Below are 19738 nucleotides of genomic sequence, written 5' to 3'. Positions count from 1 at the left end.
TCCACCCGCCATCATGAGCCTGGCGCTGGTGCACAGCCGTGCCCGCGCGGGGGTGCTTGCGCCTCCGGTTCGGGTCGAAGTCCATCTGTCCGGCGGACTGCCGGCCACGCAGATCGTCGGCCTGCCCGAGGCCGCGGTACGCGAATCGCGCGACCGGGTGCGCGCCGCCATCCTGTGCGCGCAATACGAATTCCCGGCGCGGCGCATCACCGTCAACCTGGCCCCGGCCGACCTGCCCAAGGACGGCGGCCGCTTCGACCTGCCGATCGCGCTGGGCATCCTCGCCGCCGCCGGGCAACTCGCCCCACAGGCGCTGGGCAACTACGAATTCCTCGGCGAACTGGCCTTGACCGGCGAGCTGCGCGCCGTGGACGGGGTGCTGCCGGCGGCACTGGCCGCCGCGCAAGCCGGACGCACGCTGATCGTGCCCGCCGGCAACGGCCCCGAAGCGGCGCTGGCGCAACACGTGCAGGCATTCACCGCGCGCACCCTGCTCGAAGTCTGCGCACTGTTGAACGGCACCAAGACTCTGCCGGCCGCCGAAGCCCTGCCGGCCGCGGTCACGCCGTTTCCCGACCTGAGCGACGTGCGCGGACAAGCGCAGGCGCGACGCGCCTTGGAAATCGCCGCTGCCGGCCACCACCACCTGCTGCTGATCGGCAGCCCGGGCTGCGGCAAGACCCTGCTGGCTTCGCGCCTGCCCGGCATCCTGCCCGAAGCCAGCGAGGCCGAGGCGCTGGAAGCGGCGGCGATCGCCTCGGTCAGCGGTCGCGGCCTGGACCCGGCGCGCTGGCGGCAACGCCCCTACCGATCCCCGCACCACACCGCCAGCGCGGTGTCGCTGGTCGGCGGCGGCACCCATCCGCGCCCCGGCGAAATCTCGCTGGCGCATCGCGGCGTGTTGTTCCTCGACGAGTTGCCCGAGTGGAACCGGCACGCGCTGGAAGTGCTGCGTGAGCCACTGGAATCGGGCACGGTCACCGTCTCGCGGGCCGCACGCAGCGCCGAGTTCCCGGCGCGCTTCCAGCTGGTCGCGGCGATGAACCCCTGCCCCTGCGGCTGGGCCGGCGATGCCAGCGGCCGCTGCCGCTGCAGCGACGACAGCATCCGCCGCTACCGCGCACGCATCTCCGGCCCCTTGCTGGACCGCATCGACCTGCATGTGGACGTGCCCCGGCTGCCGCCGCAGGCGTTGCGGGCCAATGCCGCTCCCGGCGAAAGCAGCGCCAACGTGCGCGCCCGGGTGGAACAGGCGCGGCAACGCCAGCTGGCGCGCGCCGGCTGCCCCAACGGCCAGCTCGGCCACAGCGAGACCCTGCGCGACTGCCGCCTGCAGCCGCGCGACGAAGCGCTGCTGGAACACGCCATCGACCGCCTACGCCTGTCGGCACGCTCCCTGCACCGCATCCTGCGCGTGGCCCGCACCATCGCCGACCTGGCCAGCAGCGACGCGATCGCGACAGCGCACCTGACCGAAGCGATCGGTTACCGGCACCTGGACCGCGGTGAGGCGCCATTGGCGCGCAGCGCCTGACCACGCAACCGCCAGGAGCCGGAAGGCGAGCATCCCGCCAACGCCGGCCAGACGGGTCCGGCACCGCACCGCATATTGCCAGTGCTACAAACGCGACTGGTCCAGGCGAACGTCTCCGCCTGAACCAGAGGCCGCAATGCTGCGTTGTTCAGGGCAGCGAGGTGTACGGCTGCCTCCACGGGTTGACTTCGACGTAGCTGCGACCGGTCACGTCATTGCCGTTGAGCGTGCCGACCACCTGCGACGATCCTTCCCAGTAGGTGCGGTGTCCGCTCCACAGCATCTCCTGATCCTCGACCAACGGGGTGATGGTCAGCGATCCTTCCGGCAGGATCACGTTCCACTTCGACGCGTAGGTGTAGCCGGAATTCGGGCTGGTCCAGGTCGAAAGCGCCTTCAGATCCATCTGGCTGCCGGCCACTGCCGTCGCCACGCCCTTGGACACGCGCGTGCCGAACTTGTTGGTGACGGCACCGGTGTTCGGATCCTGCAGGTAGTACAGCATGTACTGCGTATCGTCATCGAGCTGGATGGCGAACCAGTTCCAGCCGCCGCCGAAGAAGGAGCCGTTTTCATCGAATGCGGCGCCCTTCACGAACCACTGGCGGTCCTGCCAGGAGGTGCCGACGATCTTGACCGGCACGCCGTTGTCGTAGACCGTCCCTTCCGTATCCAGCGCCGTGGAAGAGTAATAGGCCGACGTTTGGGCGATGGGCCGATAATCCACCACGCCGTTGCCGTTGTGCAGGACGAAGGGCATATCGCTGCTGGTCTTGAGGTCGATTGCGAAGCGTCCATCGCTGAGCGCGGCCTTGATCGCGTAATTCTGCTGCGACCCGCTGATCGACCAGTCCTTGTTGGTGAAGCTGAAACTGCCCTTCTGATCCGGAATCTGGTCAGAGACGACGCGCTCCTCCACCTTGTGCAGCGTGTTGTTCACGTCCGTGACCGCGAAATGCCAGGAGTAGATGGCAGGCCCGGATCCGACCGGCCACAACTGGAACACGGTGACCTCGTACCCGTATTCGCGCTTGACGCCACTGGGATCGACGCCATACAGATGGCCGACGAAATACCACCATTCCAACTGACTGTGGTGCGGACCTTCGTCGCGCGGCAATTGTACCGATGCGGGCTGTTCGAAAACTTGCGCAGCCGCGGGTACGGACGAAAACCCGCACGCGATGACCATGGCAGCGGCGAGCCAGCCGCGGAAGCGCCCAAACGTTCTTGTTGAGATACTCATTGTGATCCCCTGCAAGGTGATGATGGATGTCGTGCTGGCTGGATGCGATTCGGTGACTTCAAGGCAGGACGCGCGCACCCCATTCGACGCCCCACGGATTCATTTCTGCGAACGCCTTGCCGGTAATGGATTTTCCCGCCAATGTGCCCACCACCTTGGCGGGACCCTCGAAATAGAACTTTTGCGTGGCCGGTGCATACAGTTCGGCGTTCTGCAGCATCGGGGTGATAGTGATTGCGCCGTCCGGCAAGGTGACCTTCCATTGCGCCGGATAGGTGTAGTCGGTATTGGGACTCTTCCAGCTGCCGATACGTTCGAGCTTGATGGCGTCGGGATCGATCGGCGTGTAGTGACCGTCGGCGGTCTTGACGGCGAGTGCTTGATCTACCGTGCCGTCGCCCTTCATGAAGAAACTGATGTTGTATTGGCTGTTGTCGTCCAGCGACACGCCGAACCAAGTCCATCCGCTGTTGGCGTCCCCGGGAATGCCGTTGGCCCATTCGTGGTCGTACCAGGAGGTTCCGGCAACCTTGACCGGCACGCCGTGGTCCCACACCGTCCCGCTGGTTGCGTTGACGTTGAAGGAATAATACGGCGAGATGAATCCGCCATAGGTTTCCACACCGTTGGTCCCGTTCAACGTCGGCTTTTGCAATGCCTGCGTGGCGAGGTCGATGGCATAGTCCAGATCTGGTGGCGAGGCTTTGGCGTAGTACGTGCCCATCGACCCGCCCATCTGGAAACCGGCGACATCCAGATCGAAACGGTCGGTCGAATTGGTCAACGGCCCGATGATCACCTGCTTTTTGAAGCGGAAGTCGCCGCGATCCAGGTCCGAGATCGCGAAGTGCGCATCGTAGACCGGCTGCGTATTGGCAATGCCGACGATCTGGAAGACGACCATTTCGTAGGCGTAGGAGTGCTTTCCACCTGACGGATCGGTCCCGTCCAGAAAGCCGGTCATGTACCACCATTCGGCGGGTTGACGATGCGCTGCTTCATCGTGCGGAAGCGTAATACTGGTTTCGATTGGCGCAAACGTCCCTACTGCCTGCGCCATCGCATCGGATGCAAGCATCACGACAGAAAGCGTAAGGGCAGAGACCGCTAGCGCATGCACGAGCTTGTGCATCCGGATGATTTTCACGGAAGAATCCCCTGACTGTTTTTTGACGGAGTGAAACTGCGGCTGCGGTTGCGTGGAACGCGGTGACGGCCGGTACAACAGAGGCGATATCGCGTTCGATTCAAACCTCATCCAACCGGCTACGGCTGTCAATGCTTCAATTTCAAATAATTCACATCTGTAACGGCCGTCTCATAAGGACAGTGCGTGATGCTGCACTCGGAGAGGTGCGAGGCGCGATATATAACCGTTATCTGACAGCCACCACAGAACTCTGCGCAAAACGCGCTGCATATCAACAGCGGAGCCGTGCCTGCGCATCGGCGCACGCGGCAAGATAATGATTCGCCAGCGCACAGTTCTTGTATAGATAATCGTCCGCCACGACTGTTCCGCGCCGCGGCGGCGCCCTGCGCAGCGCTTTCAACCCAGCCTGCCGGCGATGGCGACTGCTTCGGCGATCAGCGCGTTGCAACGCCGCGCATGGGTGAAGGTCATGCCGTGCGAGGCGCCGGCGAGGACGTGGTGGTGCGCGTCGGGCAACCACTCGGCCAGCGCAAAAGCGTTGTCGCGGTACTGCGCCGGGCTCAGCTCGCCGCTGACCAGCAGCACAGGCAGCGCCAGCGTCGCGGCCTGTTCGCGGTCGTAGGCCGGCAGCGCATCGCCGATCTGCGGCGCCAGGGTCTGCGCGTTGTCGCGCACCATCTGCCGGAACGACGCGCTGCTGCGCGCCCAGGCGCCCGGCTGGCTGACCGAATCGACGAAACATTCCAGGCCGGCCTCGACCTGGCCCTCGCCCAGCAATGCGATCGCCTGCGCGCGGATCGCCAGCACGTCCTCGGGCAGGCCCTGCGGCGGCGGCCCGCCCGGATCGAACAGGCTCAGGCTGGCGATCGCGGCCGGCCGCTGCAGCGCGGCCTGCCAGGCCACGGCGGCGCCACGCGAATGACCGACCAGATGCACCGGTTGTCCGTAGCTGGCGAGGAACCCTGCGACCTGCTGCGCATGCCAACGCCAGCCGAAGGAATGCCGCAGCGACGATGGCAACTGCGGGAAATACTGGCCCAGGCTCAGCGCGGCGACCGCGAAGCGCTCGCACAGGCCGCGCAGTTGCGGCGCCCAATAGCGGTAGTCGCACAGCGCGCCGTGCACCAGCACCACCGGGGCGCCGTCGCCGAGCCGCAGGTAGGCCAGCGCATCGTCGTCGCCCAGCAAGTGGACCGCAGGCTTGCCGAGCGGGGTACGCGGACCGATCACCGGTGGCCTCCGGCAAGGCGCCGCGGTAACGAAGCCCGCGCCACACCATTCATAGCGATCTCGATGAGACGGCGCCACAGAGGATGCGAAGGAGTTGCCCCGCACTGGAGCGCAGCAACCGCGGCCACGCGCGTCCAAGCGGCGGCGCCGGCACGACCCAGGGCGCCGTGTTGTACGGGCCGCACGCGCTGGCGATGCAGCCCGGCGCAATCCAGCGCGGCATCGCGGGGAGCGGCGGCGGCGTCACGCATCCCATACCGCCGGTCGCCGAAACGCCGAAGGCGATGCGGGCCAGCGGCGGAAGGAATTCCATGCACGATGCACGATGATGCGGCGCGCACGAAGAGACACGCGGGACGCGCCGGCCTTTCAACGCAGAAGGTCGCAGCGCGGCATCCCGAGCCTTACGGGCAGCGGCGGCAACGCCACAGGGCGTCGCTCGCCGCAGCGCCGAAGGCCGTGTCCACCAGCGGCAGGTTCGCGCTCGAAGAGGCCATACAGGCTGGGGAGGATGTGGTGCGCCCGGAGGGATTCGAACCCCCGACCAATGGCTTCGGAAGCCACTACTCTATCCGGCTGAGCTACGGGCGCAACGGACGCGCATTCTAACGGCAAACTGCGCGCCGCGTCTGCCCCATGCCGATCGCATGCCGCAGCGACCGGCCCCGGCATTCGCCAGGGCGCGCGGCGGCCGCTGGTGGCGACCCGCCGACGGGGGCGGCTTGCGCGAGGCCGGCCGGGGTTCAGCCGCCACGCACCCGATGCGTTTCACGGTTCGCGCGCCTGGTTCGCCGCGACGGCGCACAGACGCAAGCTGCTTGCGGCAGTCGCGGGCGGCACCCTGCTGCCGCCGGGCAGGCCCGGCTGCTACCCTTGCGCGATGGGTTACGAACGCTACGAAACGCCCGCCGCGCTGCCGCCGCGCGCGCGCCTGGGCCAGTACTGGAAACTGCTGCGCGGCGACCGTCCGATCGGCGCGCTGCTGCTGCTGTGGCCGACTTGGTGGGCGCTGTGGCTGGCCGCCGACGGGGTGCCGCCGCTGTGGACGCTGTTCGTGTTCAGCGCCGGGGTCTGGCTGACCCGCTCGGCTGGCTGCGTGATCAACGACTACGCCGACCGCTGGCTGGACCCGCAGGTCGAGCGTACCCGCAGCCGGCCGCTGGCCACCGGTGCGGTCGGCGGCCGCGAGGCGCTGGCGGTGTTCGCGCTGCTGATGATCGTCGCCTTCGCGCTGGTGCTGACGATGAACCCGCTGACCATCGGCCTGAGCGTGGTTGGGCTGTTCCTGGCCGCCAGCTATCCTTATCTGAAGCGCTACACCTACCTGCCGCAGGTCTATCTGGGCATGGCCTTCGGCTGGGGCATCCCGATGGCGTTCGCTGCGATCGGCGGCAAGGTGCCGGCACTGGGCTGGCTGCTGTACGCGGCCAACATCCTATGGGCCACCGCCTACGACACCTGGTACGCGATGGTCGACCGCGAGGACGACCTGCGCGCCGGCTCCAAGTCCACCGCGATCCTGTTCGGCGACCTGGACCTGGTCGCGCAGGGCATCCTGTATGCGCTGATGTTCGTCGCGCTGGGCTTGGTCGGCACCCGCAGCGCGCTGGGGCTCTGGTACTGGGTGGGCCTGGGCGTGGCCGCGCTGCTGGTCGCCTACGAATTCCGCATCGCGCGAACCCGCGAACGCGCGCCCTGCTTCCGCGCCTTCCTGCACAACAACTGGGTCGGCCTGGCGATCTTCGCCGGCATCGCCGCGACGTTGGCGTTGCGCGCGAGGTAGGTCCGAACCAGGAGGTAGGTCCGAACCAGGAAGCCACGCACTGGCAACGTCGCCCGAGCACATTGCCAAGCCAATCGGCGTCCTCGGCCGCTGGCGGCAATGCCGCAGGGCGCACTTGGTCCGGGCGTTGCCGGTAAAGCGTCGGGACTGAAGTCCCTCATACAAAACCGTCGATCGAATCCTGTAGAGCTGCTTCAGCCGCAACGCCACCGTGAAAACGTCACCCCTCCCGATCGCGCCAGCCAGCGCTAACGCGTCCCGTCCGTCGTCGGCGCATGCGTCAGCAGCGCAAACACCCGCTGCTGTTCCTGCACATCCTGCAGACCGCTGACCCGCAGGCTGTCGCCGGGGAGCGGGGACATGACCGTCGCCACGGTGAGCACCTGACCGTCGGCCAGCAGCGCGATCGGCTTGCCGATGTTCTGCTCGGTCGCCCGGGTCAGGCGATCGTCGTGCCCAGCGAAACGCAGATCGAGTGCCGGCCGGCCATCGTCGCCGTCCACGCGCGTCACCGTGGCGGCGCCATCGACGGCCAACAGCTGCTGCGGCGCCAGATATACCGGCCGTCCCTGGTACGCGGCCTCGGCATAGCCGGCGCGCGGCGCGTTGCTGGCCAGACGCCATTCCATCCTGGCCTTGACCGCGCTCGCTCCGGCGCTGTCCGGCGCCTTGCCGATCCCGCAGCCGTTCGCACCGAACATGCACAACGCCATCGTCATTGTCCAAGCCATCCAGCGCATCGCCATCTCCTGTCTTCCGTTGACCGGCATCATAGAAGAACGCCGCTGGCGTCTGCTTACGCACACGCAGCATGCGCTGGCAGGGCGGTGCATGCATGGCCCGCCAGCGCATGCGCGCGGCCCATGCGCCTCGCCGCACGTCTGCGTCTGCTCCCGCATGCGCCCGATGCCAAACGCATTTGGCTCGCAATCCCGAATATCCAGACGCCGGCGACGCCTCTGCAGCGGCGTACGCAACACGCACCGCCATGGCGTGCGCGCGCCGTGCCATGCGGCGCGCTCACGGCACCCGCGCCACCACCCACGCATCGACTCGCGCCACGCCGGCACGGCGCAGCGCCCGTGCCGCAGCATGCAGGGTCGCGCCGGTGGTCATCACGTCGTCGATCAACGCCACGTGCGCCGGCAGCGGCGCCTGCACCGCGAACGCATGGCGCAGGTTGCGGCGTCGCGCCTGCGCATCGAGTTCGGACTGCGGTGCCGTCGCGCGCACACGCTGCAGGCCTGCGCACAGCGGCAGGCCCAGCGCGCGCGCCAGCGGCCGCGCCAGTTCCAGCGCCTGGTCGTAGCCGCGCTGGCGCAGCCGCGCGCGGTGCAGTGGCACCGGCAACAGCGCCTGTGGCCGCGGCAGGCCGGCGCAACGCGCCTGCAGCACGGCCGCCAGCACGCGCCCGGCGGCCAGGTCCTGGTGGAACTTGAAACGACGCAGCAGCCCATCCACCGGCGCGGCGTAGACGCAGGCGCTGGCGACCAGCGCCAGCGGCGGCGGTGTGCGTTGGCAGCTGCCGCACAGCTGGTTCGCCTCCAATGTCGGCAACGGCAGCGCGCACGTCTGGCAGGCGCAGGCATTCCAGGGCAGCGCGTCGCGGCAGGCCGGGCATAGGTCCAGGTCGGCGGCACCGGGTTCGCTACAGACCAGGCAGCGCTCCGGCAGCAGCCAGCGCTGCAGCTGCCGCCAGTAGCCGTCAACCCGATGCCCGCCGATGAAGTTGACAGGGATATCCATGCTCACCAGACTGGCTGCTTTCCCAGCCGCTGACCGTCAGGAAACTCCCATGTCCGCTGTCGTCCGACACGACTGGCAACCCCAGGAATTGCTCGCCCTGTTCGATCTGCCGTTCCCGGAGCTGCTGCACCGCGCCGCCGCAGTGCATCGCGAACACTTCGATCCGTCGCAGGTGCAGGTCTCCACGCTGCTGTCGGTGAAGACCGGCGGTTGCCCGGAGGATTGCGCGTACTGCCCGCAGGCGCAGCGCTACGACACCGGCGTGGACGCGCAGAAACTGATGAGCACCGAGACGGTGCTGGCCAAGGCGCGCCAGGCCAAGGCCGCCGGCGCGTCGCGGTTCTGCATGGGCGCGGCGTGGCGCTCGCCGAAGGACCGCGACATCCCCAAGGTCGCGGCGATGATCCGCGAGGTGAAGGCGCTGGGCCTGGAGACCTGCGCCACCCTGGGCATGCTCGACGGGCGCCAGGCGCAGGCGCTGAAGGCGGCCGGGCTGGACTACTACAACCACAATCTGGACACCGCGCCGGACTTCTACGACACCATCATTCACACCCGCCAGTACCAGGACCGCCTGGACACGCTCGCCCACGTGCGCGATGCCGGCATGAAGACCTGCTGCGGCGGCATCGTCGGCATGGGCGAATCGCGCGAACAGCGCGCCGGCCTGCTGCAGGCGCTGGCCAACCTGCCGGTGCACCCGGACTCGGTGCCGATCAACCGCCTGGTGCAGGTCGCCGGCACCCCGCTGCACGGCACCGTCGAGCTGGATCCGTTCGAGTTCGTACGCACCATCGCCGTGGCCCGTATCGCGATGCCGCAGGCGATGGTGCGGCTGTCGGCCGGCCGCGAGAGCATGAGCGACGAACTGCAGGCGCTGTGCTTCTGCGCCGGCGCCAATTCGATCTTCTACGGCGAAAAACTGCTGACAACCGGCAACCCGGACACCGCGCGCGACCAGGCGCTGTTTTCGCGCCTGGGGCTGAAGCCGATGCAGGTGACGGTGGACGCCGATGCGCACGACCATCCCGGCACCGTGCATGCGGACATCACCGCACCGGCGCCGACCGCGGACAGGCCGGCGATCGCAGCCGCGCTGGTCTGAGCCCAGCGCGCCGCGCCGGCGCGCGCGTCCATCCGCCGATCCAGCCGTCCATCGCTGGCGGCGCCCGGCCCGGCCGGGGACGCGCTACGCTAGCCAACCGACCCATGCCCCGCCGCCCATGGCACGTCCCGATCTGCACGACCGCATCCAGTCCTTGCGCATGCTGCGCGAGGCGCAGGGCCGCATCCGCGTGCGCCGCAACGTGGGCCGCCGCGACGGCGTACGCCTGGAACTGGACGGGCGCTGGCTGACCGGCTTCTGCAGCAACGACTACCTGGGCCTGGCGCAACAGTTCGAAGTGCTCGCCGCGCTGCAGGACGCGGCCGCACGCGAGGGCGTCGGCGCTACCGCCTCGCACCTGGTGTGCGGCCACCATGCGCTGCACGAGAGCCTGGAACGCGAGGTCGCCGACTGGCTCGGCTATCCACGCGCGCTGCTGTTTGGCAGCGGCTTCCTCGCCAACCTGGCGGTGCAGCAGGCGCTGCTGAGCGAAGAAGACGACGTGTGCGTGCAGGACCGGCTCAACCACGCCAGCCTGCTCGACGCCACCCGCCTGGCCGGCTGCCGCCTGCGCCGCTACCCGCACCTGGATACCGAAGGCGCGATGCGCCAACTCAGGCACGCCGCCGACGGCGCGGCGATGCTGGCCACCGATGGCGTGTTCAGCATGGATGGCGACATCGCCCCGCTGCGCTCACTGACCCTGGTGGCGCGCATGCAGCAGGCGCTGATGTACGTGGACGATGCGCACGGCGTCGGCGTGCTCGGTCCGCATGGCCGCGGCTGCGTGGCCGAGGCCGGGCTGGGCGTGGATGACGTGCCGCTACAACTGGTGACCCTGGGCAAGGCGCTGGGCGGCTACGGCGCACTGGTGGTCGGCGACGAGGCCTTGATCCGGCACCTGGCCGAAACCGCCCGCCCCTACCTGTACACCACCGCGCTGCCGCCGGCGCAGGCCGCCGCCTCGCTGGCCGCGGTGAAACTGGCGCGGCGCGACCAGTGGCGGCGCGAGCGCCTGGCCGAGGCGATCGCCGCGTTCCGCGGCGGCGCGCGCCGCCACGGCCTGGAACTGATGGCCTCGGACACCCCGATCCAGCCGCTGCTGTGCGGCGACGAGGCCAGCGCGCTGGCGCTGTCGGCGGCGCTGGAGCAGGCCGGCTTCCTGGTTTCGGCGATCCGCCCGCCGACCGTGCCGGAAGGCAAGTCGCGGCTGCGGGTGACGCTGTCGGCGCTGCACACGCCGGCGCAGGTGCAGGCGCTGCTGGACGCCCTTGCCCTGGCGCGTGACCGCCTGGTTGCGCACCCGGTCGGTCTGCCGGCCTGAGCGGGCCGATGTGAGCGGAGCGCGGCGTTGCCCGGTTCTCTTTTCCCATTCGGCACACGAGCGACGATGCACATCGACACTGTGGGGCACGGCCCCGATCTGGTCCTGATCCACGGCTGGGCGCTGCACGGCGGCATCTTCGCGCCGCTGGTGGAGCGTCTGTCGGCACAGTTCCGCATGCACCTGGTGGACCTGCCCGGACATGGTCACAGCCGCGGCGACGACACACCGCTGGCGCTGCCGCACGTGGTCAATGCGATCGCCGCGGCGACGCCGCCGGCGGCGTGGCTGGGCTGGTCGCTGGGCGGGCTGTTCGCGCTGCATGCCGCGGCGACCCAGCCGCAGGTGCGCGGCCTGGCGATGCTCGCGGCAACGCCGCGGTTCGTGCGCGGCAGCGACTGGCCGCATGCGGTGGAACCGCAGGTGTTCGCGCAGTTCGGCCGCGACCTGGCCGAGGACTACCGCGGCACGCTGGACCGCTTCCTCGCGCTGGACACGCTGGGCTCGGCGCATGCGCGCGCCGAGCTGCGCACGCTGCGCGAGACCCTGATCGCGCGCGGCGAACCCGATGCGCAGGCGCTGCAGGACGGACTGGCGCTGCTCGAGCGCAGCGACCTGCGCCGCGCATTACCGGGCCTTCGCGTGCCCAGCCTGTGGATCGGCGGCCAACGCGACCGGCTGGTCTCGGCCGCCGGCATGCAGGATGCCGCGGCGCTGGCGCCGCAGGCGCAGACGCTGTGCATCGCCGGTGGCGGCCATGCGCCGTTCCTCGGCCAGGCCGATGCGGTGGCGCAGGCGTTGCGCGGATTTCTCGCCGGACTGGCGTAGCGCGCTCGCTGCGGATGCGCGCTTGCGCTTTCTGTGGGAGGGAGCGGGATTGCCTCCCGCATCAACACGCCACCCTGGCCGCCGCCATGCCGATGTCCGATCATCGCGGTTCCTTCAATCGATCGGAACGCAGACATGGATCTGGGAATCGCCGGCAAATGGGCGCTGGTCTGCGCCGCGAGCAAGGGCCTGGGCCTGGGGTGCGCGCGGGCGCTGGCCGGCGAAGGCGTCAACGTGGTGATCGTGGCGCGCGGCCAGGCCGCGCTGGATGTGGCGGCGGCCGGCCTGCGCGCGCTACCCGGCGCCGGCGCGGTGATCGCGGTCGCCGCCGACATCGCCACCGAGGCCGGACGCGCCGCCGCACTGGCGGCATGCCCGCAGGTCGATATCCTGGTCAACAACGCCGGCGGCCCGCCGCCGGGCGACTTCCGCGATTGGGAACGCGCCGACTGGCTGCGCGCGCTGGACGCCAACATGCTGGCGCCGATCGCGCTGATCCGCGCCACCGTCGATGCGATGCAGGCGCGCGGTTTCGGCCGCATCGTCAACATCACCTCGGCGGCGGTGAAGGCGCCGATCGACAGCCTGGGCCTGTCCAACGGCGCGCGCGCCGGCCTGACCGGCTTCGTCGCCGGGCTGGCGCGGCGCACCGTCGCGCACAACGTCACCATCAACAACCTGCTGCCCGGCCAGTTCGACACCGACCGGCTGCGCAGCAATTTCGCCCATGTCGCGCAGGGCAACGGCACCGACGTGGACGCCGTGGCGGCGCACAAGCGCGAGCAGATTCCGGCCGGGCGTTTCGGCACGGCCGCGGAATTCGGCGCGGCCTGCGCGTTTTTGTGCAGCGCGCAGGCCGGCTATCTCAGCGGGCAGAACCTGTTGCTCGATGGCGGGGTGTATCCGGGGACGTTCTGAGGGCCGGGACTCGGGACTCGGGACTCGGGACTCGGGACTCGGGACTCGATCGTTCGCGATCGGCGAATTGGTCGCAATGCCCGGCATGGCGCCGTTGACCGCACACGTTGCGACCACACGGCTGGCCGCTGCGCGCCGCGGCCGGCGATAATGCGCCGATGGATTCCTCTTCGTTCGACGCCCACCACATCCGCCGCGCGTTCTCGCGCGCCGCCGCCAGCTACGATGCCGCCGCCGCCCTGCAGCACGAGGTCGAGAAGCGCCTGCTGGAATCGCTGGACTATCTCGGCGACCGCGTGCCGCAGGTGCTGCTGGACGTGGGCAGCGGCCCGGCGCACGCCGCCGCGACGATGAAGAAGCGCTGGCCGCGCGCGCAGGTGATTGCGCTCGACCAGGCGCTGCCGATGCTGCAGCAGGCCAAGCGCCAGGCCGGCTGGTGGAAGCCGTTCGGCCGCGTCTGCGCCAACGCGCGCGCACTGCCGCTGGCCGAGCACAGCGTCGATGTGATCTTCAGCAACCTGTGCCTGCAGTGGGTCGAAGACCTGCCGGCGGTGTTCGCCGGCTTCCGCCGCGTGCTCAAGCCCGGCGGCCTGCTGCTGTGCTCCAGCTTCGGCCCGGACACGCTGGTGGAACTGCGCGAGGCGTTCGCCCAGGCCGATCGGGAAACGCCGCACGTGAGCCGCTTCGCGCCGATCGCGCAGTTCGGCGATGCCTTGATGCTGTCCGGTTTCCGCGACCCGGTGCTGGACCGCGACCTGTTCACCCTCACTTATTCCGACCTGACCGCGCTGATGCGCGAACTGCGCGCGATCGGCGCGACCAACGCGCTGCACGCGCGCCGCCACACGCTGACCGGACGCGGCCGCTTCGCCGCCGCCAGCGCCGCCTACGAGCCGCTGCGCAACGCCGACGGCAAGCTGCCGAGCAGTTGGGAGGTGATCTATGCCCACGCCTGGGCGCCGCCGCCGGGCGCGCCGATCCGTGAGGGCGGCAGCGAGATCGCCGCGGTGCCGGTGTCGGCGATCCCGATCCGTCGTCGTGGCGATTGAGGCGGCGCTTTGCTTCGGGACTCGGGACCGGGGACCCGGGACCCGGGACTCGTAAGAGCACAGAACCGATGCAGATGCCCCCCCCCTGTAGATGCACTCCCTGTAGAAGCGGTTTCAGCCGCGACCGAGTCTACGGGTAGGGCCTGTCGCGGCTGAAGTTGCTCCTACATAACCGCCGGGCGGCCGGGCGTGCCACCGCTCAGGCCGACACCTGGTCGATCCAGTCCTGCAGGTTCTAGTAGTTGCTGACCCGGGCGATCTTGCCGTCGCGGATGTCGAAGAACGCCCCGCCCGGCAGCACGTAGGTCTGCCCGAGCGCCGGCGGCAGGCCTTCGTCGGTGTGGCGGCATTGGCCGTGCACCACGTATTCGGCGGCGGCACGGCGGCCATCCTGCCCCCGCCCAGGACCACGATGTCGCGCAACTGTTCGCGGTAGCTGGCGTTCATCCGCTGAAGGAACGCGGCGAAGCGGTCCTTGCCGGTCTCGCGCGCGGCCTGGTTGAGATCGTGCGCGACATCGTCGGTCAGCTTGTCGAGCATCGCCGCCCGGTCGCCGCGGTTGAACGCGTCGTAGTAGGACAGCACCAGTTCGATGGCGCGGTCTTACTCGCGGGTTCCGTCGATCTTCATCCCCCCTCATGCCGTGCCGGCGCCCACGATACGGCGGCCAGACCCGCTCAGGCGCCCGGCAGCAGCAGGTCGCGGTGGAAGAAGTACACCTCCTGCAGCAGGAAGCGCCAGCGGGTCTGGAAGCTGCGGAAGCGGGTGCTCGGGGTCGAGGACGCCAGCGCCTCGATCTGCAGCTCGCGGCAAAGGCGCAGCGCTCGCGCCATGTGCAGCGGATCGCTGACGATAATCGCCCGGTGCAGGCCGTGGCTGCGCATCAACCCGCGCGCCTCCAGCAGGTTCTGGCGGGTGGTACGCGAGACGGTCTCGATCAGGATCGCGTCGGCCGGCACGTCGTGGCGTAGCGCGTAGCGGCGCGCCACCTGCGACTCGGCGAAGCGCGCGCCGTTGCCGCCGAAGCCGCCGGTGAAGATCAGGGTCGGCGCATAGCCCCGCTGGTACAGGTCCAGGCCGTGGCGGATGCGCTCTTCGAACACCGGCGAGGGCTTGGCGTCGTAGGCTGCCGCACCGAGCACGATGATCGCGTCGGCCGGTGCCGCCTGGTCGCGGTCGCCGACCCAGACGATGTAGATCGCCACGCCCAGCAGCCACAGGCCCAGCAGCGCGCCCAGCCGGCCGAGCCAGCCCAGCCAGCCGGGTCGTGGTCGCGGCTTCACGCCATGCCCCACGGCAGGGCGTCGAGATCGACGTTGCCGCCGGACAGAATCAGCCCGACCCGACGCCCGGCGAAGCGCTCCGGCTGTACCAGCACCGCCGCCAGCGCGCCCTCCGGCACCACCACGTGGCAGCAGATGCCGCGGCTACGCGCAGCCTGCGTCTGGCTCAGCGCCCATACCGCATTGCAGGCGCCGCGGAACTTGAACGCACCGTCGTGCTGCAGGTGTTCGGCCTTGAAGTGCAGGCTGGCGCCGGCCAATGCGTTCAGCGCCTGCGGGCGCAGGACCGGGGTCACCTGGGCATGCGGCGCGATCCGCGCGGCCGCGGCCGTCACATCCGCGAAAACGGGCAGTGAAGATGAGAACATGCGTGAAAGGTTAGCGTATCGTCGCAAGTTCGCGTTGTCGCCGGCTGCCGGGACAACACAGCCGTTGTACGCGACTTAAGCGTTCAATCACCGACGAAGCGGGTTAAGGGGGCATTCAATGCAATACGTCGAACCTGTCGGTCAGCCTCAGGGAGAGGATTCGCTATGAATATGCGCCTGATCTGGGCCGCTGGATTGCTGGCCACGCTGAGCGGCTGCGCCACTTACGACTACGCCGACAACGGCGGCGGCTACTACCGCGGCGCCCCAACGGTCGAATACCGCTATCCGGCAGGCTACTCCGATGGCTACTACGCGCCCTACAGCGCCGAGCCCTACGGCTATGGCTCCGGCTATTACGGCTACGGCTACTACGGCTACGACGGCCCGTATTACTCCCGCGACTACTATGGTCCGCCGCGCTACCGTCAGCCGCGCCCGCGACCAGACGACAACGGCCGTCCGCCGGACCGTCCGCCGCCGGTCATCGGCGGTGGCGGTGGCCGGGTCAAGTCGCCGTGGCGCGACCTGGACCGGTTGCGCCGCCCCGATGCCGCCAACGCCGGCCCAAGCCCCCAGTCGATGCAGCCGCGTCCGCAGTCGATGCAGTCACGTCCGGCAAGCGCGCCCAGGCCGGCCGCCCAGCCGCGGCCGTCCGCGCCCCGGCCTGGCAATCTGGGGCGTAGCAATGGGACAAAGCGCACACTAGAGCCTTAAGAAAAAGCTTGATTTCACGCAGGCACAAGACGCACTCTAGGGCGTACCGGGTGACCTCCTGCGTCGCTTTATGACCTGAAGGGATCGCCCTACCGTCTATGTCGATGTCCGACAGGGAAATCTGGATCCCCCCTGTTCCGGCCCTGTCGGGCGTCGGCGCCTAAAACGAAAAGCCCCGGCTCGCCGGGGCTTTTCGCGTTCGGGCATTGCGGTTGCTGGGGCGGGGCCTGAATCGCGCGCATAAAAAAAGGGCCGGCAGTCCCCCGACTACCGGCCCCCAGCTCCCCCAACGTGCGCGTGACTGGCCCCTGTTCCAATTCCAGTCGTACGCCCCTGACGCAATGCCACGTTGGGTGCAGTAGGGTTATCTGCAGAGCGCATGCCAACTTTAGTTCCAAATTCTGAAATTGTGATGAAACACACAAAAATACCCTCTCCCAGTGCGCATCGCCTCGCCAACGCGCCCATTCCGGTCCGCGTGACTCGTCCGACGAGTCCCCGATGAGCGATTCCTTCTACCGCTACGACGTCATCGTGATCGGTGGCGGCCATGCCGGCACCGAGGCGGCGCTGGCCTCCGCGCGCGCCGGCGCGCGTACCCTGCTGCTGACCCACAATATGGAGACGGTCGGCGCGATGAGCTGCAACCCGGCCATCGGCGGCATCGGCAAGGGCCACCTGGTCAAGGAGATCGATGCGTTGGGCGGGGCGATGGCGCATGCCGCCGACCTGGCCGGGATCCAGTGGCGCACGCTCAACGCCTCCAAGGGTCCGGCGGTACGCGCCACCCGCTGCCAGGCCGACCGTAGCCTGTACCGCAGCGCGATCCGGCGCCTGGTCGAGGCGCAGCCCAGCCTGACCCTGTTCCAGGCGGCGGTGGACGCGCTGATCGTGCAAGGCGAGCGCGTGCGCGGCGCCATCACCCAGACCGGCCTGCGCTTCGAAGCGGCAGCGGTAGTGCTGACCGCCGGCACCTTCCTGGCCGGCAAAATCCACATCGGCCAGACCCAGTACGCCGGCGGCCGCGCCGGCGACCCGCCGGCCACCGCGCTGGCGCAGACGCTGCGCGACGGCCGTTTCGGCGTGGACCGGCTCAAGACCGGCACTCCGCCACGCATCGACGGGCGCAGCCTGGACTACGCGGCGATGGAAGAGCAGCCCGGCGACGATCCGCTGCCGGTGATGTCGTTCATGGGCGAACGCGCCCAGCATCCGCGCCAGGTCCCGTGCTGGATCACCCATACCACCGAGCGCACCCACGCCATCATCCGCGGCGCGCTGGACCGCTCGCCGCTGTACACCGGCCAGATCGAGGGCATCGGCCCGCGCTACTGCCCGTCGATCGAGGACAAGGTGGTGCGCTTCGCCGAGAAGGCCAGCCACCAGATCTTCGTCGAGCCCGAAGGCCTGGACGTGGCCGAGATCTATCCCAACGGCATCTCCACCTCGCTGCCGTTCGACGTGCAGCTGGAGCTGGTGCGCTCGATCCGCGGTTTCGAGCGCGCCCACATCACCCGCCCCGGCTACGCGATCGAATACGACTTCTTCGACCCGCGCGGGCTGAAGGCCTCGCTGGAGACCAAGGCCATGCCGGGGCTGTTCTTCGCCGGCCAGATCAACGGCACCACCGGCTATGAGGAAGCCGCCGCGCAGGGACTGATCGCCGGGCTCAACGCCGCGCGCCAGGCGCGCGGGCTGGAGCCGTGGTCGCCGCGCCGCGACCAGGCCTACATCGGCGTGCTGATCGACGACCTGATCACCCACGGCACCACCGAGCCGTACCGCATGTTCACCAGCCGCGCCGAATACCGGCTGCAGCTGCGCGAGGACAACGCCGACGCGCGCCTGACCGGCATCGGCCACGACTTGCGCCTGGTCGGCGAGGCGCGCTGGGCGCGCTTCCAGGCCAAGCAGGAGGCGGTGGCGCAGGAGAACGAACGGCTGCGCGCGCTGTGGGCCACGCCGGGCAATGCGCTGGGCCGCGAGGTCGCCGCGACGCTGCGGGTGACGGTGAGCCGCGAGACCACCGTGCTCGACCTGATCAAGCGCCCGGAGCTGGACTACGCCGCGCTGATGCGGGTGCCGTCGCTGGGCCCGGGCGTGGACGACGCGCAGGTCGCCGAGCAGGTCGAGATCGGCATCAAGTACGCCGGCTACCTGGACCGCCAGCGCGACGAGATCGCGCGCCAGCAGCGCCACGAGGACACGCCGATTCCCGAGGCGTTCGACTACGCGCAGGTGCGCGGGCTGTCGGCCGAGGTGCAGCAGAAGCTGCTGCGCGTGCGCCCGCAAACCGTGGGCCAGGCGCAGCGCATCCCCGGTATGACCCCCGCGGCGATCTCGCTGCTGCTGGTGCACCTGGAGCGCGCGCGGCGCAGCAGGGTGGCGTGAGCGGCGCCGCTGGCGGGCGGCAGCGGCGCTCCGCGGGCGCTGGATGCGCTGTTGCGCCAGCGGATCCACGCCGATGCCTGAACACCGGCACGGTGCGCCGCATGCCGACAGGTGCCACCTGCGCCAGCGCGGCGGCGATAGCGCCGGAGGCGCTGGATGGCTATTTGGTCCTGCACCGCGGGGGGACGCGTCGCTGCCGCGCGCTCCTCTTGCCACTGGCCGGCGTCTGGGTCACCTTGCCCACTCGGGATCCCGCTATGCAAGCGCCTCAACTGATGCCGGACAATATCCACCGCATCGGCCACGCGTTGAACACCGTGACCGCCTTGGCGTTGACCGCCGGGGTACTGGCCATCTTCAGCGAGGACATCAAGCTGCGGCTGGACGAGCATGCGGCGCTGGTCCGCGCGCTCGCGCAGAACGCGCTGCGCGTGCACCTGCAGCCGCAGGTGTCGGCGCGCGGACCGCTGATCGGCGCGGAAGTGCTGCTGCGCTGGAATCAACCGGGCCATGGGCTGCAACCACCGGCCGAACTGGTTCGCCTGGCCGAAGACACCGGCCTGATCCAGCAGATCAGCCTGTGGGTGCTGGAACAGGCATGCCTGCAGCTGCACGCGTGGGGGCGGCATCCCGGCGCTGCGCAGTTGCTGCTGTCGGTCAACGTCAGTCCGCTGCAGCTGGTGTCGGCCAGCTTCGTCGAAGATATGCGCGCCGTGGTGCACCGGGCGCGAGGACGGCATCTCCTGGTCGCTGGACGATTTCGGAACCTGCTTCTCTTCGCTGTCGCTACTGCAGGCGCTGCCGCTGGACGAGCTGAAAATCGACCGGTCGTTCGTGCGCAGGATGGATGCCGACGCCAGCCAACGCGCGCTGGTACGCAAGATCATCGAAATCGTGGGCGTCCTTGGCATTTCCACCGTGGCCGAAGGTGTGGAGACGGCGCAGCAGCATGCCTGGCTGGGCGAGATGGGATGCACCGCGTGATCGGACGTTTCCCACGGGGATGCCGATCGCGGCCCAGCCGGTGAGTAGCAAGCTGCGCGAGCGTGCGATACCGTCAGCG

General features: G+C 69.2%; 16 protein-coding genes, 1 tRNA gene and 2 pseudogenes. 10 read left to right on the top strand and 9 right to left on the bottom strand.

The window, feature by feature from the left end; translation table 11 throughout:
- Positions 1 to 13 precede the first annotated feature (13 nt).
- Positions 14 to 1534, top strand: a complete 1521-nt coding sequence (locus E4A48_RS18875; RefSeq protein ID WP_142742962.1) for a YifB family Mg chelatase-like AAA ATPase — start codon at positions 14 to 16, stop codon at positions 1532 to 1534.
- Positions 1535 to 1682: 148 nt separating this feature from the next.
- On the opposite strand, the gene E4A48_RS18870 is transcribed toward E4A48_RS18875, so the two are convergent.
- The 4 genes from E4A48_RS18870 to E4A48_RS18855 all read right to left on the bottom strand — a co-directional run bounded on the left by E4A48_RS18870 (position 1683) and on the right by E4A48_RS18855 (position 5754).
- The gene (locus tag E4A48_RS18870) at positions 1683 to 2780 is read right to left on the bottom strand and encodes a lipocalin-like domain-containing protein (RefSeq protein WP_039006280.1); all 1098 of its coding nucleotides are present in this window, start codon (positions 2778 to 2780) and stop codon (positions 1683 to 1685) included.
- Positions 2781 to 2838: 58 nt separating this feature from the next.
- Entirely contained in the window at positions 2839 to 3927 is a 1089-nt protein-coding gene (locus E4A48_RS18865) for a lipocalin family protein (RefSeq protein ID WP_230812591.1), read from the bottom strand.
- Between the two features lie 402 nt (positions 3928 to 4329).
- Positions 4330 to 5163, bottom strand: a complete 834-nt coding sequence (locus tag E4A48_RS18860; RefSeq protein WP_142742961.1) for an alpha/beta fold hydrolase — start codon at positions 5161 to 5163, stop codon at positions 4330 to 4332.
- 514 nt (positions 5164 to 5677) lie between these two features.
- Positions 5678 to 5754, bottom strand: a tRNA-Arg gene (locus E4A48_RS18855).
- A 289-nt stretch (positions 5755 to 6043) separates the two neighbouring features.
- Here E4A48_RS18855 and ubiA point away from each other — a divergent pair.
- Positions 6044 to 6946, top strand: a complete 903-nt coding sequence (gene ubiA, locus E4A48_RS18850; RefSeq protein ID WP_058196323.1) for a 4-hydroxybenzoate octaprenyltransferase — start codon at positions 6044 to 6046, stop codon at positions 6944 to 6946.
- A gap of 248 nt (positions 6947 to 7194) precedes the next feature.
- Here the strand turns inward: ubiA and E4A48_RS18845 are convergent, their stop codons facing one another.
- Complete coding sequence (locus E4A48_RS18845; protein WP_230812592.1) at positions 7195 to 7692, bottom strand: SecDF P1 head subdomain-containing protein; 498 nt, start codon at positions 7690 to 7692, stop codon at positions 7195 to 7197.
- Positions 7693 to 7966: 274 nt separating this feature from the next.
- Positions 7967 to 8692: a ComF family protein gene (locus E4A48_RS18840; protein ID WP_141696320.1), complete on the bottom strand. Its 726-nt coding sequence runs from the start codon at positions 8690 to 8692 to the stop codon at positions 7967 to 7969.
- 49 nt (positions 8693 to 8741) lie between these two features.
- Here E4A48_RS18840 and bioB point away from each other — a divergent pair, with 49 nt between their 5' ends.
- The 5 genes from bioB (at position 8742) to bioC (ending at position 13916) form a co-directional block, all read left to right on the top strand.
- On the top strand, positions 8742 to 9797 hold the full coding sequence (bioB, locus tag E4A48_RS18835; protein WP_039006285.1) for a biotin synthase BioB: 1056 nt from the start codon (positions 8742 to 8744) through the stop codon (positions 9795 to 9797).
- A gap of 118 nt (positions 9798 to 9915) precedes the next feature.
- Entirely contained in the window at positions 9916 to 11121 is a 1206-nt protein-coding gene (bioF, locus tag E4A48_RS18830) for an 8-amino-7-oxononanoate synthase (protein ID WP_039006286.1), read from the top strand.
- Positions 11122 to 11187: 66 nt separating this feature from the next.
- On the top strand, positions 11188 to 11949 hold the full coding sequence (gene bioH / locus E4A48_RS18825; protein WP_142742960.1) for a pimeloyl-ACP methyl ester esterase BioH: 762 nt from the start codon (positions 11188 to 11190) through the stop codon (positions 11947 to 11949).
- Between the two features lie 135 nt (positions 11950 to 12084).
- Complete coding sequence (locus tag E4A48_RS18820) at positions 12085 to 12867, top strand: SDR family oxidoreductase (RefSeq protein ID WP_039006288.1); 783 nt, start codon at positions 12085 to 12087, stop codon at positions 12865 to 12867.
- A 158-nt stretch (positions 12868 to 13025) separates the two neighbouring features.
- The gene (gene bioC, locus E4A48_RS18815; RefSeq protein WP_039009040.1) at positions 13026 to 13916 is read left to right on the top strand and encodes a malonyl-ACP O-methyltransferase BioC; all 891 of its coding nucleotides are present in this window, start codon (positions 13026 to 13028) and stop codon (positions 13914 to 13916) included.
- Between the two features lie 235 nt (positions 13917 to 14151).
- On the opposite strand, the pseudogene E4A48_RS18810 reads toward bioC, so the two are convergent.
- The 3 genes and pseudogenes from E4A48_RS18810 to E4A48_RS18800 form a co-directional block, all read right to left on the bottom strand.
- Positions 14152 to 14510, bottom strand: a pseudogene (locus E4A48_RS18810) (ketosteroid isomerase-related protein).
- A gap of 83 nt (positions 14511 to 14593) precedes the next feature.
- On the bottom strand, positions 14594 to 15211 hold the full coding sequence (locus E4A48_RS18805) for a YdcF family protein (protein ID WP_409976353.1): 618 nt from the start codon (positions 15209 to 15211) through the stop codon (positions 14594 to 14596).
- A gap of 62 nt (positions 15212 to 15273) precedes the next feature.
- Positions 15274 to 15567 (bottom strand): annotated as a pseudogene (locus tag E4A48_RS18800) (threonine/serine dehydratase); the annotation flags it as partial.
- A 165-nt stretch (positions 15568 to 15732) separates the two neighbouring features.
- On the opposite strand from E4A48_RS18800, the gene E4A48_RS18795 reads away from it, so the two are divergent.
- The 3 genes from E4A48_RS18795 (at position 15733) to E4A48_RS21740 (ending at position 19703) form a co-directional block, all read left to right on the top strand.
- Positions 15733 to 16284, top strand: coding sequence for a hypothetical protein (locus E4A48_RS18795; protein WP_142742959.1), 552 nt, complete (start codon positions 15733 to 15735; stop codon positions 16282 to 16284).
- 501 nt (positions 16285 to 16785) lie between these two features.
- Positions 16786 to 18675 (top strand): tRNA uridine-5-carboxymethylaminomethyl(34) synthesis enzyme MnmG, encoded by a 1890-nt coding sequence (gene mnmG / locus E4A48_RS18790; RefSeq protein WP_142742958.1) that lies wholly within the window; start codon positions 16786 to 16788, stop codon positions 18673 to 18675.
- Positions 18676 to 18950: 275 nt separating this feature from the next.
- The gene (locus tag E4A48_RS21740; RefSeq protein ID WP_425512426.1) at positions 18951 to 19703 is read left to right on the top strand and encodes an EAL domain-containing protein; all 753 of its coding nucleotides are present in this window, start codon (positions 18951 to 18953) and stop codon (positions 19701 to 19703) included.
- The last annotated feature ends 35 nt before the right edge of the window (positions 19704 to 19738 follow it).

Source organism: Xanthomonas translucens pv. cerealis (assembly GCF_006838285.1).
Classification (GTDB): Bacteria; Pseudomonadota; Gammaproteobacteria; order Xanthomonadales; family Xanthomonadaceae; genus Xanthomonas_A; species Xanthomonas_A cerealis.
Note: the sequence above shows the minus strand (reverse complement) of the source record. Positions and strands in the feature narration are given on the sequence as shown.

Coding starts and splice junctions, on each gene's coding strand:
- mnmG (WP_142742958.1), top strand. CDS start 16,786: ATGAGCGATTCCTTCTACCGCTACGACGTCATCGTGATCGGTGGCGGC.
- bioC (WP_039009040.1), top strand. CDS start 13,026: ATGGATTCCTCTTCGTTCGACGCCCACCACATCCGCCGCGCGTTCTCG.
- ubiA (WP_058196323.1), top strand. CDS start 6,044: ATGGGTTACGAACGCTACGAAACGCCCGCCGCGCTGCCGCCGCGCGCG.
- E4A48_RS18870 (WP_039006280.1), bottom strand. CDS start 2,780: ATGAGTATCTCAACAAGAACGTTTGGGCGCTTCCGCGGCTGGCTCGCC.
- bioF (WP_039006286.1), top strand. CDS start 9,916: ATGGCACGTCCCGATCTGCACGACCGCATCCAGTCCTTGCGCATGCTG.
- E4A48_RS21740 (WP_425512426.1), top strand. CDS start 18,951: ATGCCGGACAATATCCACCGCATCGGCCACGCGTTGAACACCGTGACC.
- E4A48_RS18795 (WP_142742959.1), top strand. CDS start 15,733: ATGAATATGCGCCTGATCTGGGCCGCTGGATTGCTGGCCACGCTGAGC.
- bioH (WP_142742960.1), top strand. CDS start 11,188: ATGCACATCGACACTGTGGGGCACGGCCCCGATCTGGTCCTGATCCAC.
- E4A48_RS18845 (WP_230812592.1), bottom strand. CDS start 7,692: ATGGCGATGCGCTGGATGGCTTGGACAATGACGATGGCGTTGTGCATG.
- E4A48_RS18820 (WP_039006288.1), top strand. CDS start 12,085: ATGGATCTGGGAATCGCCGGCAAATGGGCGCTGGTCTGCGCCGCGAGC.
- E4A48_RS18875 (WP_142742962.1), top strand. CDS start 14: ATGAGCCTGGCGCTGGTGCACAGCCGTGCCCGCGCGGGGGTGCTTGCG.
- bioB (WP_039006285.1), top strand. CDS start 8,742: ATGTCCGCTGTCGTCCGACACGACTGGCAACCCCAGGAATTGCTCGCC.
- E4A48_RS18840 (WP_141696320.1), bottom strand. CDS start 8,692: ATGGATATCCCTGTCAACTTCATCGGCGGGCATCGGGTTGACGGCTAC.